General features: G+C 56.7%; 14 protein-coding genes and 1 pseudogene. 10 read left to right on the top strand and 5 right to left on the bottom strand.

Annotation, left to right across the window (positions count from 1 at the left end; all coding sequences use genetic code 11):
• The 3 genes from RGCCGE502_RS10130 to RGCCGE502_RS10120 all read right to left on the bottom strand — a co-directional run.
• On the bottom strand, positions 1 to 695 hold a 695-nt coding region (locus RGCCGE502_RS10130; RefSeq protein ID WP_016554068.1), incomplete at its 3' end, for a TfuA-like protein.
• Complete coding sequence (locus tag RGCCGE502_RS10125; RefSeq protein WP_280114293.1) at positions 679 to 1,908, bottom strand: YcaO-like family protein; 1,230 nt, start codon at positions 1,906 to 1,908, stop codon at positions 679 to 681. The genes RGCCGE502_RS10125 and RGCCGE502_RS10130, both read right to left, overlap by 17 nt.
• On the bottom strand, positions 1,905 to 2,198 hold the full coding sequence (locus RGCCGE502_RS10120; RefSeq protein ID WP_016554066.1) for a hypothetical protein: 294 nt from the start codon (positions 2,196 to 2,198) through the stop codon (positions 1,905 to 1,907). Before RGCCGE502_RS10120 ends, RGCCGE502_RS10125 begins: the two co-directional genes overlap by 4 nt.
• 405 nt (positions 2,199 to 2,603) lie before the next feature.
• Between RGCCGE502_RS10120 and RGCCGE502_RS38735 the strand changes: the two genes are divergently transcribed.
• Positions 2,604 to 3,086, top strand: a complete 483-nt coding sequence (locus RGCCGE502_RS38735) for an AMP-binding protein (RefSeq protein WP_016554065.1) — start codon at positions 2,604 to 2,606, stop codon at positions 3,084 to 3,086.
• Complete coding sequence (locus RGCCGE502_RS38730) at positions 3,083 to 4,171, top strand: class I adenylate-forming enzyme family protein (RefSeq protein ID WP_016554064.1); 1,089 nt, start codon at positions 3,083 to 3,085, stop codon at positions 4,169 to 4,171. Before RGCCGE502_RS38735 ends, RGCCGE502_RS38730 begins: the two co-directional genes overlap by 4 nt.
• On the opposite strand, the gene RGCCGE502_RS10105 is transcribed toward RGCCGE502_RS38730, so the two are convergent.
• Complete coding sequence (locus tag RGCCGE502_RS10105; protein WP_016554063.1) at positions 4,166 to 7,405, bottom strand: AAA family ATPase; 3,240 nt, start codon at positions 7,403 to 7,405, stop codon at positions 4,166 to 4,168. The genes RGCCGE502_RS38730 and RGCCGE502_RS10105 overlap by 6 nt on opposite strands.
• Before the next feature lie 142 nt (positions 7,406 to 7,547).
• On the opposite strand from RGCCGE502_RS10105, the gene RGCCGE502_RS10100 reads away from it, so the two are divergent.
• The gene (locus tag RGCCGE502_RS10100) at positions 7,548 to 8,210 is read left to right on the top strand and encodes an NADPH-dependent F420 reductase (protein ID WP_016554062.1); all 663 of its coding nucleotides are present in this window, start codon (positions 7,548 to 7,550) and stop codon (positions 8,208 to 8,210) included.
• Between the two features lie 182 nt (positions 8,211 to 8,392).
• Here RGCCGE502_RS10100 and RGCCGE502_RS10095 read toward each other — a convergent pair whose 3' ends face one another.
• Entirely contained in the window at positions 8,393 to 8,707 is a 315-nt protein-coding gene (locus RGCCGE502_RS10095) for a hypothetical protein (RefSeq protein WP_016554061.1), read from the bottom strand.
• 161 nt (positions 8,708 to 8,868) lie between these two features.
• Here RGCCGE502_RS10095 and RGCCGE502_RS10090 point away from each other — a divergent pair, with 161 nt between their 5' ends.
• From RGCCGE502_RS10090 to RGCCGE502_RS10060, 7 genes and pseudogenes are all read left to right on the top strand, one after another.
• Entirely contained in the window at positions 8,869 to 9,534 is a 666-nt protein-coding gene (locus RGCCGE502_RS10090) for a nitroreductase (RefSeq protein ID WP_016554060.1), read from the top strand.
• Positions 9,535 to 9,599: 65 nt separating this feature from the next.
• Positions 9,600 to 9,851, top strand: a complete 252-nt coding sequence (locus tag RGCCGE502_RS34475) for a cysteine hydrolase family protein (protein ID WP_341875029.1) — start codon at positions 9,600 to 9,602, stop codon at positions 9,849 to 9,851.
• Positions 9,852 to 10,227: 376 nt separating this feature from the next.
• Positions 10,228 to 11,163 carry an MBL fold metallo-hydrolase gene (locus RGCCGE502_RS10080; RefSeq protein ID WP_040674305.1) on the top strand — a complete coding sequence of 312 codons (936 nt, stop codon included), beginning with the start codon at positions 10,228 to 10,230 and terminating at the stop codon, positions 11,161 to 11,163.
• A 107-nt stretch (positions 11,164 to 11,270) separates the two neighbouring features.
• Positions 11,271 to 11,518: pseudogene (locus tag RGCCGE502_RS10075) on the top strand (carboxymuconolactone decarboxylase family protein); the annotation flags it as partial.
• Positions 11,519 to 11,615: 97 nt separating this feature from the next.
• Complete coding sequence (locus RGCCGE502_RS10070) at positions 11,616 to 12,017, top strand: cupin domain-containing protein (RefSeq protein ID WP_016554056.1); 402 nt, start codon at positions 11,616 to 11,618, stop codon at positions 12,015 to 12,017.
• Positions 12,018 to 12,536: 519 nt separating this feature from the next.
• Positions 12,537 to 13,298, top strand: a complete 762-nt coding sequence (cmoA, locus tag RGCCGE502_RS10065) for a carboxy-S-adenosyl-L-methionine synthase CmoA (protein ID WP_016554055.1) — start codon at positions 12,537 to 12,539, stop codon at positions 13,296 to 13,298.
• 11 nt (positions 13,299 to 13,309) lie between these two features.
• Entirely contained in the window at positions 13,310 to 14,059 is a 750-nt protein-coding gene (locus RGCCGE502_RS10060; RefSeq protein WP_016554054.1) for a methyltransferase family protein, read from the top strand.
• Positions 14,060 to 14,355: the final 296 nt, after the last annotated feature.

Raw genomic sequence — 14,355 nt, 5'->3', positions numbered from 1 at the left:
GCACGTCGGTTCTCACTAGACAACTGCTGAAGATCGGCGGTCGCTCGATCGAGGCATGCCATCGCGTCGATTCGCTTTTGATCCAACCGTCCACTCGGCAACCAGCTTGCCAACCTCTCCGCGCCGGCACGATCTGCCTTGCGGTCCAGCCCGCCCAACAGTCGCCGGAAGCTACGTTCTGGATAGAAGGTTGACTTGGCGCGACCAATCAAGAAGTCGGCAAAATCTTTCTCGACCACCCCGGAACACACAGCAGACGACAAGGTCGATCGAATGTTTACGAGTGGCTCCGAAAGCGGCTCATAGTGTAGTTCCTCCGGTCCATGGACCAACGCGACTTCGTCGTCGCGCTCGAGCTCTCCCGACTCGAACCACTCGAAGATCACCCCTACGCCGACCATGCCAAAGCGGCTCAATTCTGCGGCCCGAAGGGCCCCGATTGAAGCAGACCCATATACCGCAATTCCATTATCAATCGCCCACAATATCTCCTTATGGTGTACTGCAGGGACGTGCTCGAAATAGCCGTCGATCAAAATGATGGCTCTTGGATCATCGACGGCAGCCGCTATGACGTCCCCTTGCGCGGCAGGCGGGCGGTAATCGAAGTCGAAATCGACACCGTGACATGCTGGACGATCGCGTCCCAGCGATGGGCCCACAAACACCGGTACTTTGTTAGTTGTGGTGGCCATCGCCACCTCCGAAGGCGACCAATTGCTTCGCACGTTTTCCCGCTACATAACCGGGCGCATCGCACGAACCTTCAAGCCCGGGCACAATAACACGCACCACCGCAGCAGGAATGCCGCTGTGGGATAGATCAACCATGAGAGGTTCGTCGATCCCAGCAAGTTTCATTCTTTCCAAGAGGTGATCGAGCGCATCGTCGATGCTGGCGAAATCCGGGGCACTTGGGATGTCAGTAAAGGCCTTGGCTGCGCGGGTTATTGCTTCGTTAGATGGGGGCCGTGGGGGGCCGTGCACGAACATTTCACGTGTGAGGTCATCCCGCGTTCCAGAAATCATCGTCAATCTGCTTTGGACGGCCTCCAGAATTGCTTTCCCTAGCGCGATCACACTTATCGGATGACATGCGCTGCCGGCAGCAGGACCCACGCTCCGGGATGTACAATGATCGGACCGTATCTCGCAAAAGAACGTAGGTACGCCAAGATCACTCGTCATATCCCAAACATCGGTTCTCGTGCCAGACCGTCGGAGTGTGTTCAGCACGTCAGAGCACCATGGGTCATTGACCGATTCCAAATCGACGGCCGTTTCCGGTACCCCCGGGCCTCTGGACCGCCACAAGGTGAGGGCATCCCTCTCGATCAATTCGGCTATCGCATGGACCGCAGCTTCCTTGATCGTGTTCCCAGATGCCAGTCCTCCCGACCCAATCAGCAAGCATTCAAGGTTTGCGGGCAGCGGTAGGGCATAGTCCAGATGAACTGTCTCAAATGGGACCCATATTTTCTCACCGCTGATCATGCCTGTTGCGCTGGTCCACAGGGTGCGCCGGTCTTTGGACGGAAGCGCTTCAAAGATTCTGGGTAGGATATCCAAATCAACCACTCGGCCTTCGTCGAGCAGTTCATTGAAAGATGCATATCTCAGATCGATTTTGGGGTTCTCGGCGCAGTGACGCTCAAGTGCCTCCATCACGGCTGAAGTCTTCGCCTCGATCAACGTTCCGCCTTTGCCGTGACACGTTGCAAGCGAACGAGCGTTTGGTCTGTAGGCGACCGCAACAGGCAATCCGATGGAATCGAGACCAGTAACATCGGCTATGCGCGAAACACCGATTTCGCGCAAGAAAGGAACCATCCGGCTCAGAGTCTCAGCCGGGTGTATCTCGCGTATGGAGCGAGTACATGACCGCGCTTCTATAGCTTCCGTCGTCACCGAACATGGAACTTTGTAGACTGCTTCAAGCCTTCTATGTTCACGAGCCAGCAGGTGCCAAGAGGCTTTGGCTTATCTGGTGGAAGCTTGTTGGGAACGGCTGCGAGCAATACGCCGCACTGCAGAAGATCGCGAACAACCTCCCAACCTTCATGGGACCAGAACTTCGCCGTGTCGATGCGGTATTCGTCACGATCCCAAACATCCCGTGGAATATACAGAACAGTTCCATCACCGTTGGCGATTATAAGATCGTGGTTAAAGCTTTCGTTGTTTTCATCTTGAGACATAGCTTCCTCTCTCCCTTGAGAACCTTGATACTGATATTGAGCATCGCCCGTACTGCCAAAGGGAATTCTAAAGTCGGATGAAACGTCAAATATTACTTGGTTAAACGGACTGCTGCCTTAGATAAACGCTTCGTTTATTTCGAGATGCTTCGCCCGGCACTACTTTCGGTAGTCGTTTCCACACACTGTAACAAGCGGTTGGAATCTTGGACTATGCTTGGCTTTCGCACGCCTTCACGTTGAGTATCCTGAGATTGCGCCCGACATCTGCGATTGGCAAGCACTACATTTCGCCTATCTAATATAAATTCTCTACGTCTCATCATTTGCAGCGATTGACCATCTTGCTTTGGCACGGTCCCACGCGAAGTGAAGAAGACGCCGGGCCTTCAAATGGGAGGAACTATGCTCACTTTTGGGGAACTGATCCGTCGCAACGGTCTATATTGGGGCCACAAGGATGCATTCGTTGAAGCAGATCGGCGTCGCAATTGGCACGAATTCCATTCCCGTACCGATGCGCTAGGCCACGCTACGCGTCGTTTGGGAGCTGCCGCCGGCGATCGCGTCGCTATACTGTCAGCCGACTGCATCGAGGTCGCAGAGACATTCGGTGCATGCATGAAGATCGGAGCGGTAAGGGTGGGTCTGAACCCTCGTCTCACTCAGCCGGAAATCGCAGCGCTTGTCGCGGATTGCTCCCCTACTGTGATCTTTGTTCATCGCGACTATCTTGATCAGGCGGAAAAGGCAGCGTCAGCGATGCCGGCAGGCCGAGGCGAGGCGCGTATTATCGAGTTCGGATCACCGGCCAGCGAATACGAAAGGCTGATCGCTGCCGAAAGTGATCAGCCAGAACTGGTCCAAACCCACATGCGATTGCGATGATTGCTTACACCACGGGATCAACAGGGCTTCCCAAAGGAGCTGTCTATCCGCATGGGGCCTTCCTTCAGTCGATCTTATACACCGCCATGTTGGAAGGTATCGATCCATCGACTCGCTGGCTGCACACGATGCCTGCGGCCGGCGTCCCATTGATGCATATGATCCGCAACCTGTTCCATGCTGCCGCCACCGTGATTGTCGGGCCCTGGTCGGCGGAACAGGCGCTTTTTTTGATCGGGCGCGAACACACAACCAATGTCGTCCTCGTTCCCACAATGCTGAATTCGCTGCTCGAATCGAGTATGTTGGAACGCACCGACATGAGTTCGATGCGATTGTTCGGCTACGGCGCTTCTTCGCTCCCTCCCAAGACGATCAAGAAAGCCATGAAGGCCTTTGACAGGCCGTTTCTACAGATGTTCGGCACTACGGAGCTAATGGGAATGTCGATGATGCTGTTTCCGTCAGATCACGAGCTTGGCATCACCACTCGCCCGGAGATACTGGGCTCCGCTGGGAAGCCTTTGCCGTTCGTCGATGTCAAAGTCGTGGATGGAGATGGCCGCTCACTTCCGTCCGGCGAGACGGGTGAGCTTATCGTCCGTAGCGACACGCAGTTCTCAGGCTATTGGAACGCGCCGGAGAAGAGCGCTGAGGTCATAAAGGATGGGTGGATATATACCGGTGACTTAGCAAGCCGAGACGAGGCGGGCTATGTTTATCTCAGCGATCGCGCCAAGTTCAGAATTAGGAGCGGGGGCTACGACGTCTTCCCGACTGAGGTCGAAAACGCTTTGGCTGAGCATCCTGCGATTAGCGAGGTTGCCGTGATAGGCTTGCCGGACGAACGATACGGCGAGCGCATACATGCAGTCGTCACTACTGTTCCGGGAAAAACCGTTACTTCAGACGAACTGCGTGAATTTTGCAGGAATAAAATTGCCGCGTTCAAGGTCCCAAAGCGTATCGATATCTGGACAGAAATCCCAAAGGGGCCGACTGGGAAGATTCAAAAGCGAGCGATCATCGAGCATTTCGCCAGCGAAGCAGCCTCAAGGCAGGCGTCATCAGATGATAAGTCATAGAAGGTTTCGCCTTCTGCACGAAGCAAGCAACAGCTGAACTATCGCTGGCTGGTCGGCTTCTGAACTCACTGAGAGTCTCTCTACCGCTATTCGCACACGTTCTGGTAGCTCTTGCTGAGTCTCACGCAAGAGACGGCAGCACAGTGCTCTCACCCTATCGCGGTCTTCGTGGGCAGTTGCCAACAAGACCAGTAGCGCCGTCCATTCAAATGGGTAAGCAATTTTGGACTTATCAAACTCCCGAAGGGCGCGCTCCGCTTCCAAACGGGCATCCTCATGTCGACCTCTTCTCCAGTGACCCCACGCAAGGTTTGCACTGGCGAGACCGACATATTCTGACATCGCCTCGATCCTAGCCGTTTCCATTGCTTCCCTGGCTGATGCAACAGCGGCGTCGATCTCACCTTGCAGTCGAAACGCCAAGCTTAGGTACACACGACAGCGAAGCTCAATCGCCTTGTGGCCGGACCGTTGAGCCGCTTGCATACCGCTGGTCAGGGTGCGCTCGGCGTTCCGGAGTTTGTTGCTGTGTAGATATGTAAAACCCAGGATGAACAACGACGACGAGATGGTAGCCAGGTTGTTGGTCAACTTGGCAGCGTTCGCATAGTTCCGCGCGTGCTTGATGGTGGCCAAAGACGTGCGATATCGCTGGAGCCGCAGGTCTCGGAGGACCGACTGATTGAAGAATTCTGCCAATTGTTCGGCTGAGCAGACATCCAGTCTCGGGGAAATTCGGTTCAGCAGATTGCTCATCTCGCTGCCGTTGCCGCTCCAGTAGTTGGCGTTGCATCTCGAAAGCTGAACTTCGATCCACTCGCGTAGCGCACCTTCGGTCGAAGCATCCGGGAGCTTGTTGAGGACCTGCTCCGCCTCTTCGAGTACTTGCAACGCCCGATCTCGGTCTTGTTGGAGAGCTACCCCCAGCTTTCGGAGCAGCCGGGCCCTTTGAAGGGGCTCGTTTGGCGCGAGGTCCATGGCCTCGCGCAGGGCCAATTCCGCTTCGTCGATATTGTGCGACAGGAACAGCACCTCGCTCAGTTGTTCAAGCAGGGATATCTTCAGGTCGGCCGCGATCGGCTTCGAACCGTCCTCCGCTAGGCGCAAGTGTTGCAGCGTCTGCCGGAAGTACGAAATGGCCTCCTTATTCGCAAAATTTGCCTTAGCGAGGGTGGCTGCCTGCGAGTAGTACTCAAACGCCTTAATGTCGTTCCCGCCTGAGGCCCAGTGATGCGCCAGAACGTGAGGTGACCTGCCTGCGGAATGGGTATTCTCCAAGGCGATAGCGATCTGGCAATGCACAGCCTTCCTCGCCTTAGAGAGCATGCTTTCGTATATCGCATCGCGCATCAACGAATGCTTGAAAACGAAATGGCCAGCCCTTCCTTGGTCGGCCTTCACCACCTGAGCGCTGATCAAGTGGCGCAATGCGTTATCGACTTCAGATCCACGATACCCAAGCGCCATCTTCAATACATGGGAAGAAAATTCCCGACCAATCGCTGCCGCCGTCTGTGGTATTTCCATCTTCATCGGTAGCCGGTCTATCCTTGCGATGAGCGAGTCGTGCAAGGTCATTGGGATCGACGTCACATGGAGATCGCGCCCCTGGCTTGAGTGAGGCAGTTGATCGCCGTCCATCACCGATTTCACGAGTTCTTCAACATAAAGAGGAACGCCGTCGGAGCGGTCCGCGATTGCGGCCCTAACCGGTTCCGGCGTATCTGCACTGCCTGTGATCGCTTCAATCAGCTGGTTCACTTGGCCGTACGAGAGACGCGGGACGTCAACGACTTCATCGAATCGCATCTCGGACAGTTGCGCCGTGGCTTCACTGCGACAGGTAAACACTGCGAGAGTGTTTCGCCTCGCAGGATCATCAATGAACCGCTGAAAAAATTCGAGGGTACTCGGGTCTGCCCAGTGGAGATCCTCCACAACGATCAAGAGTGTTCGAAACATGGAAATTGTGTCGAGCACCGACCGGATCGCACCGAACGTCCTTTCCTTCCGTCCCCTGGCCGTCAGTCCGGCAAAATGAAAGTCCGGATCACCTGAGAGTAGCGCGACGAGGACTTGGGCGGCGTCACGACGTTCTTGGCTAGCGTCTCTTTCGAGCGTCTGAAGTGGGGCAGACGCGCTAACATTTCCCTCGGGCAAGACAGAGCGCCGGAGCTGGTCGAGCACCGGAAACAGTGGCTCGTGGCTATGGAAGGGTGAACACTGAAATTCCATCAGCACGGAGTCTCGGCCTGGTTCCGCGTGTGTCAGTACTTCGGAGACCAAGCGCGACTTGCCAATCCCCGGTTCTCCTTGAACAAGAACAGAGCGCTGACCGCCGATCTTTGCGTCGTCCCAGAGCCGCATCAAAGCATCGAGTTGTTCCCCGCGGCCGAAAATGGGCGTGTCCCAGTGGGCAATGCGCTCTACAGCTCCGCGCAGCCTAATTCCATCGATACGCCAGACTCTTACCGACGATGCAATCCCCTTCATTGTCCGAAGGCCAAGGTCGCTATAGACGAACTCCTCGCCAGCCACTGCACGGGTCTCATTGGTAACAACAACGGTGTCGGCTTCCGCTTCCGATTGCAGGCGAGCAGCAAGATTGGGTGTTCGGCCCACGACCTGATCCTTGAGGCTGAGATTGTCACCTTGAATATCGCCGACGACCACTGAGCCGGTGGCAATTCCAATGCGCGAGGACAGCCCTAGTTCTCTGACCCCCTTGCTGAGCTCAAGCGCTGCCCGAACAGCGCTTTCTGAGTTGTTTTCTCGCGCATTGGGCCACCCGAAATAGGCCATTACGCCGTCGCCCATAAACTGGCTTATTGTCCCGCCATATTTCCGGACCACTCGGACTGACGTCGATTGGTAGCCGGCAACGATGTCGCGCAACTCTTCGGCGTCTAGCTGTTCTGACATATGGGTGGAACCTACAAGGTCGCAGAAGAGCACTGCTAGGTTTCGTCGTTCCGCTCTTCCGGCCTGGCGGGGCGCTGTTCCGATATGATCACTTTGATCCGATATAGGAACAACCCCAGACGGTTCGGCACCGAACTGCTTCGCGGCAACAATCAATCGTCGCCGGTCGCCGACGGCTTTAACCCCAATTTCGCGAAGATCGCTACTGGTTAGGTATCCAAGCACTCCGAAGTCAATGTTGTTTTCCTCGAACCGGTCCGCATATTCCGGTAAGCCTATCTGCTCGAGCCATTGTCGGAGCGTAAGCGACATGGGCGTCTCCAATCGCGAAAACCAGATCCTGTGGCCTTAGCCACCATAGTACGGAATCGATTACTCTCGGAGAGAATCTGCTTGACGCGCAATGGCGTCGAGAACATTTTTGAGTTGATAGGTCGACAGCTGTGAGGCTCAAATGTCCGGTTCAACGTTGACACTTCTGATTGTGGGAACGGGCAATGTCGGATGCGCCTTGGCGAAGCGGTTTGCAAGAACCTCGCATCAAGTCTTGCTGGGATCTCGGGATCATAAAACTGGGCAGGCTGCGGCGGAACAGCTTGGCGTCCGCGGGGGAGACGCGGCTTCCTTCGTCTCAGAGGCAGATGTGATTTTTATCGCAGTTCCGTTTGTCAATTTGCCGGAAACACTGGATCGACTGGGAGCAATTGATGGCAAAATCATTGTCGATTGCACCAATCCACTCACCTCCGACTATATGCAACTTACAATCGGCCATACGGATTCAGCCGGAGAAACATGCCAGAGGCTGGCGCCGCACTCAAAGGTTGTGAAAGCCTTTAATGCTATTTTCGCGGAGGTCGTGTCCGCGGACTTGTCATACGGAAGCATCACTCCCCAAGTTTTTCTGGCGGGAGACGATACTGGCTCCAAACAGCGGGTAGCGGCACTGGTTCGCGATATTGGGTACGATGCCATTGACACCGGCGGTATTGCATGTGCTCGGTACCTGGAGCCACTGGCTGAGCTAATTATTCAGCTCGCCTATGCTCAGGGTCGAGGCACTGCGTTCACTCCAGTAATGCTTGCTGCAGCCAGCTCTGCCCCTGTCGATCAATGAGTTACATAGCGTTCTAAGACTGTCTTGATGAGCTCGACGAGACAAGCCATCGCCTGGACTCACGAAGTAGAGCGCTCCGCAGGGGGAAGTTGATCGTTATGTGACGTCCCTCAAGGGCGCCGTCAATCAAAGTCGCATTTCGGTTTCCGTCGATGGACTCCCGCCCGTGACATCGAACCTTCCTACCGCTTGCCAGTACGAATACCCCTTGATGCATCCCGGCGCGCGGCCCTTCCGTAGACCTGCGCAGCCGCGATCTGGTGGACGCTAACGAGCTGAAACAGTTGCGGCAACCTGAGATATTCGGTGACGAAGCCACGCATGGGCACGAAGGCGTTCGAACCGCCCACTATGAGGTTGACTATACGGCCTAGCGCGTTCGAAGCTGATGGTCCGCCAACGGCGTTAAGCGACGGCCGCCAGTTCCTCCAACCGTGAATGGCGGCCGCGCGATCGACGCCGCCGCCTGACTTTAGAGCAGGGCAGAGCCGCGTCATCAACTCAACTACCTTTTTGCCGTCGAGCTTCGAGGCTTCCGTCTCCAGTACTGGCGAGCGGACGATCTAGACATTTGGTTTGGGTTGTCGGTTGGTTTGGGCACGCGCTACTTCGTGGCGGTTAGGCGAAACGAATGGCCAGCCGCAAGGAGGCGATCATCATGGACGTATATGAAGCAGTCACAAGCCGACGGTCGGTGCGAGGGTTCAAAGACGAGCCCGTCCCACGGGAGGTGCTTGAGCGGGTGCTGACCGCCGCGGCCTGGGCCCCGTCCGGATCGAACATCCAGCCGTGGAACACTTACGTGCTGACCGGCGCGCCACTCGTTGAACTCAAGACGTGCGCGGTCGAGCGCGTGGCCCACGGCGACCAGTGGGACGAGCGACAGTACGAGATGTACCCGGCCACTTTAAAGTCGCCCTACAAGGATCGCCGATCCGCTTTCGGACGTGAGCGCTACAGCGCACTGGGCATTGCGCGCGAGGACTGGGAGGCGCGCCAGCGGGCGGCCATCGCCAACTGGAACTGTTTCGGCGCGCCCGCCGCACTGTTCTGCTACATCGACCAGGGCCTCCGGCGTCCGCAATGGGCCGACGTCGGAATGTATCTGCAGACCGTCATGCTGCTGCTGCGTGCTGAAGGATTGCATAGTTGCCCGCAGATGGCATGGTCGCAGGTACGCGAGACGGTCGCGGAGGTTCTTTCACCCCCGGAAGGGCTCATCCTCTACTGTGGCATGTCGATCGGGTACGAGGATCCCTTGGTAAGCTTTCCCCGGACGGGCCGAGTCCAACTCGATGAGACGGTCACGTTCGTCGGAGATTAGCTGTTGTCTTGGGAGTCTTGAGATAACCAGGAATTCGTTGAGACACTGGTCGGAAGACCTTAACCATGGCCGGTGTCTGGACCAGCGTCTGTGTAATGTTCCCAGCGCTAAGCCCGATTGCGGCCGGATACAAGGTTTACGCAGTAGTCGATGCTTCCGGCGACCCCAGCGAACTGGTATCCAGAACGACACTGGCGTTTGGCCCAGGCTGGCATCATCCCCACGTCGACGAACGCTGTCGTGGCCGGGTCTCACCGCACGTGGGCTCGTCCCGAGGCCGCCGATCTCGCCAAGTTGTATGCCTTGTTGGCACCTAACTATGGCGCTCTAATCGAAAGCTATCTGACGGCTCAGGACGTCGCTAAGGCCAAGGCCTAATCTGCCGCCGGAAGCAAGCGCCCTCCCAAGGCGCGCCGCCTCTCGATATCCTCAGCTACTTCGTCCCAATGGATAAAAAGGACTGGTGTTGGTCACAACCTCCAGCCGCCGTTCCGTGCGCGCCGCGCTGTCCGACGAGCAGCCCAAACCTTCGTTTGGATTACCACGCACAAAGGCGTGTGCAAAAGTGCCGAAAGCCGTCACCAAGCAGGCGCTCAAACAAACAGCAATCCAATGGGATTGAGTGCCGGTCCGTGACCGTGTGCCCCCGTCGCGACGGATGTGGCAGGCAAATAATTAACAAAGGAGTTCGCCATAAACGTACAAAAGAAAATTTCCGAAGAAATCAACTTCCATCCCGGTAAGCCCGCTACAGGTGAGCTGGTTCCGTCTCGCTATGCGCTGAAGATCGGCGACATCGACGTGATGATTGTCAGCGACGGCGTACTGCCGCTCCCCACCCAAATGTTGGGACACAACGCGGATCCCGCAAGTCGCGCGAGCTGGATGGCGGACCAGTTCTTGCCTCCCGAAGCGTTCGACTGGGCTTTGAATGCGGTCGTGGTTCGCAGCGGCGATCAAATCGTTCTCCTCGACGCGGGGTTGGGTCTCGATCCGAATTTGAACCTGCCGCGTGCGGGACAACTGATCAAGCGACTGGAAGCTGCCGATATCGATCTGACAACGGTGACCGATCTCGTGCTCACTCACTTGCACATGGATCACATCGGCGGGCTTCTCGTTGAGGGGATCAAGGAAAAGCTTCGTCCCGACCTTCGGATCCACATCCCCGCCGCCGAGGCCAAGTTCTGGGAGGCCCCGGACTTCACTCGCACAAACATGCCGGACGGCTTCCCCGCCGCGCTTGCGGCAACGGCGAAACGCTTCCTGGCCGAGTATCGCAGCTATCTGCGCCTGTTTGACGAAAAGCAGGAGGTTGCTCCGGGCGTCGTCGCGCGTCGCACGGGGGGGCATACTCCGGGTCACTGTGTAATCCGCATCGCGTCTGGAGACGACGCGCTGACGTTTGCAGGAGACGCCGTGTTCGCGGTCGGTTTCGATCATCCCGATTGGTACAACGGCTTCGAGCACGACCCGGAAGAGGCTGCCAGGGTTCGGATCGGTCTCCTCCGGGAACTGTCGGCGAGTGGTGAACTGCTGGTGGCTACCCATCTCCCGTTCCCGTCGCTGGGGCGCGTGGCGGTAGACGGCGATAAATTCCGGTGGGCGCCCATGTACTGGGACTACTGACCGCTGCTGGGCGACGCTTAGGTACAGCTTTTGACAGCGTTTGTGCACTAGGTCGTCAAGCGATTTACGCCGAGCCATAACATCAAGCTTTCTCGTGCGGGGTCCAAGCGCTGGTGCAGGCATGGAGGGAAGCCGGCAATCTTTTCGACGCGCGTGAGCGGGCGGCCCTTTGCTGGGCGGAAACGGTGACGCGGTGGCCGAGACCGGCGTTCCCGACAGCGCCTACGAAGCCGCGCGTGCGGCGTTCGACGAACGCGAACTCGCCGATCTGACGCTCGCGACAGGCCTGATGAACGCCTATAACCGCATCGGGATCAGTTTCCGCACGACGCCACAGGCGGCGGTCGGAAAATAAGCCGGCGACGATGTTTGTGGATGCACATGCGTCCACAAACCCACGACGGGCGCTGGTAGCATAAAGGGCGCTCCTGGCAAACAAAGGGATTACGACAATGAAGTCAGTCTTCTTATCGCTCTGCGTGTCAAGCATGGTTTGTTTTCTTGGCACTTTGGCGGTCGCCGGCGATGCGGCAACGGTCACATCGCTTGTGAAAAAGGACCTTCCTGACTACCCCGGCAAGGAGGCGCTGATGATATCAGTCGAGTATCCGCCGGGAGGCTCCGATCCGATTCACAAACACGACGCACATGCGTTCATCTACGTTCTGGAGGGTTCAGTCGTGATGCAGGTGAGGGGAGGAAAGCAAGTGACCTTGTCGCCGGGAGAGACCTGGTATGAAGGCCCATCCGACATTCACGTGGTCGGCCGCAATGCAAGTACGACCAAGCCTGCGAAGTTCATCGTCTTGCTTCTCAAGAACAAGGGCGCACCGGTTCTCACGCCGGTGGAGTAACGTTGCGGCGAACGAGCAAGACCTAAGCGCGCTGGCATAATCGCTTTCTCGCAGTTGGGACGGCGGTCGGACCTCCTTCGTGGCCAGACGAAACCAGATCGCAGATCGTCACCTCTCGGCTTTTCAGGATGATCTTGTTGTCGGCGTCGGACTGTCGGCCCACAGCTGTCACTAAGCAAGCGCTACCGCGTCGGCCCCGGCCGGATAGCGCAGACGGCTCGATCTACTATCGTTGACCGCTTGCCGTCTCAGCCACATCGCCCTCCCTTGTTGTCAACATCGACGGCGGGACAGCCTAACTTAATGGTCAGCACTGGCACCGATGTCGCTTTCGGTTGGTGTGCAGGTTCCCTCTGGTCTTTCGCCTACCGGCTTGCCTTCAGGCGCTTCCTTCCTCCACTTGCGTAAGCGGCAACCGTTTTCAGGTAGCCGTCAGACTATTGTGACCAAATCGCGGCGCGCCGGGTGTGCTTGGGGAAAAGCACGCCCATCTGACATTGCTGTACATTTGGAGCGGATATGACCGACCAGTCTAGCCGTCTTGTGCTACATACGAATTCGCGTGACGAGGTGTTTGCCGACGAACGCAATTCTGTTGCGGACTTCTCATTCAATTCCACCGTCGCGAACGTCTTCGATGACATGGTCAGCCGCTCGGTCCCGTTCTATGGGGAGATGCAGCGGATGGTTTGCGAGTTGGCCGGGGATTTTGCCCAGCCTCAGTCGAACCTCTACGACATTGGCTGCTCAACGGCCACGACTCTCTTGGCACTCGACCACGTCGTCGACAACCACGTTGATTTTGTCGGCATCGACAATGCTCCGGACATGCTCAAGAAGGCGGCTGAGAAGATCGAGGAATCGGGAACAAACCGATCGATCGAGCTCGTCACTGGCGACCTCCACAGAGGCTTCTCTGTGGAGAACGCCAGTGTCGTGACGATGCTGCTTACCCTGCAATTCGTACGTCCGCTCTTCCGCGAACGGGTCATGAAGACGATCTACGACGGTCTCAACGAACACGGATGCCTGCTGCTGATCGAGAAGCTGACTAGCGAGGACACGACCTTCAACAGGCTGTTCATCGACCACTACTACGATTTCAAACGGCGTAACGGATACTCCTCGATCGAAATATCGAAGAAGCGGGAGGCGTTGGAAAACGTCCTCATCCCGTACCGCCTTGAGGAGAACATCCAGTTGCTCAAGGAGGTGGGCTTCAAGAGCACGGAAGTATTCTTCCGTTGGTACAATTTCTGCGGCATCGTCGCGGTGAAGTGAGACAAAAGACCATGAAGATTCTCATGCTCGCGTTCGGGACTTTCTTTTTTAAGTACCGAAACCAGGCGTTTCCTCTTATCATCGTCGCATTGTTTATTGCCGCTCCGCCGACGACGACCGTTCTGGGTAGCGCGGCACTCGAGCAATCGAAGGACATCATTGCACTGCTCATCGTCCTCGCGGGTTTGGTGCTGCGCGCAACCGTTATCGGCTATGCCTACATCAAGCGCGGCGGCCTGAATAAGCGCGTCTATGCCAAAGATCTGGTCACGGAAGGCATGTTCGGCGTTTGCCGCAACCCGTTGTATGTGGGAAATATGCTCATTTACGCAGGCCTCTTCCTGTTCCACGGCAATCCGGGGGTCGTTGTTGTAGGAAGTTTGCTGTTCGGGTTTATCTATCAGTGCATCATCTACGCCGAAGAGGAGTTCCTCGCTAACAAATTCGGGGAGGCCTACAGCGCTTATTGTCGGGATGTCCCCAGATGGGGACTGAAGCTGAGTGCGTTCTCCGCGTCCACCGAGGGAATGGCATTCAATATGAGACGAGTTATCGCCAAGGACTACTCAACGATCTCGTCAACGCTGATCGCGCTGTTGGCCACCGAGTTTTACAGGGTAGCAGCCGATTCCATTTCGGATCAGGAACTTTCTTACGCGATAGTGCTTGTAGGCGTTTTTGTCGGGGTAGTTGCACTCACCGGTCTGGTGAGTTCGCTGAAAAAAATGGGAGTCTTTGACGAACTGACTGCCGCACGCTGAAATCTGACGTGCGGGGGCCGAACTTCAGGGCTGTCTAAAAGTGCTGGAGTTCGGTTTTCAATCCGAAGCCGCTATCGGTTCGGAAGAACATCCTCGGACCGCGCGATTTTGAAGAAAGCATTGACCAGCTTGGCGTTGGCTTCCGCCTCCATGAGGATGGTGTCCCGTAGCGGTGACAGTATCGGCGTCCAGCTCGCGCCGTATCTGTTCTTATTTGCCAATGTGCTGGTGGTGGCGATTGCCGTAGGGACGATAGCACTGCTGGCACAGGGAAGGCTCTTGCCCACGTCGCGCGT

Source organism: Rhizobium grahamii CCGE 502 (assembly GCF_000298315.2).
GTDB classification, from domain to species: domain Bacteria; phylum Pseudomonadota; class Alphaproteobacteria; order Rhizobiales; family Rhizobiaceae; genus Rhizobium; species Rhizobium grahamii.
This window is presented reverse-complemented; position numbering and strand designations above follow the sequence as displayed.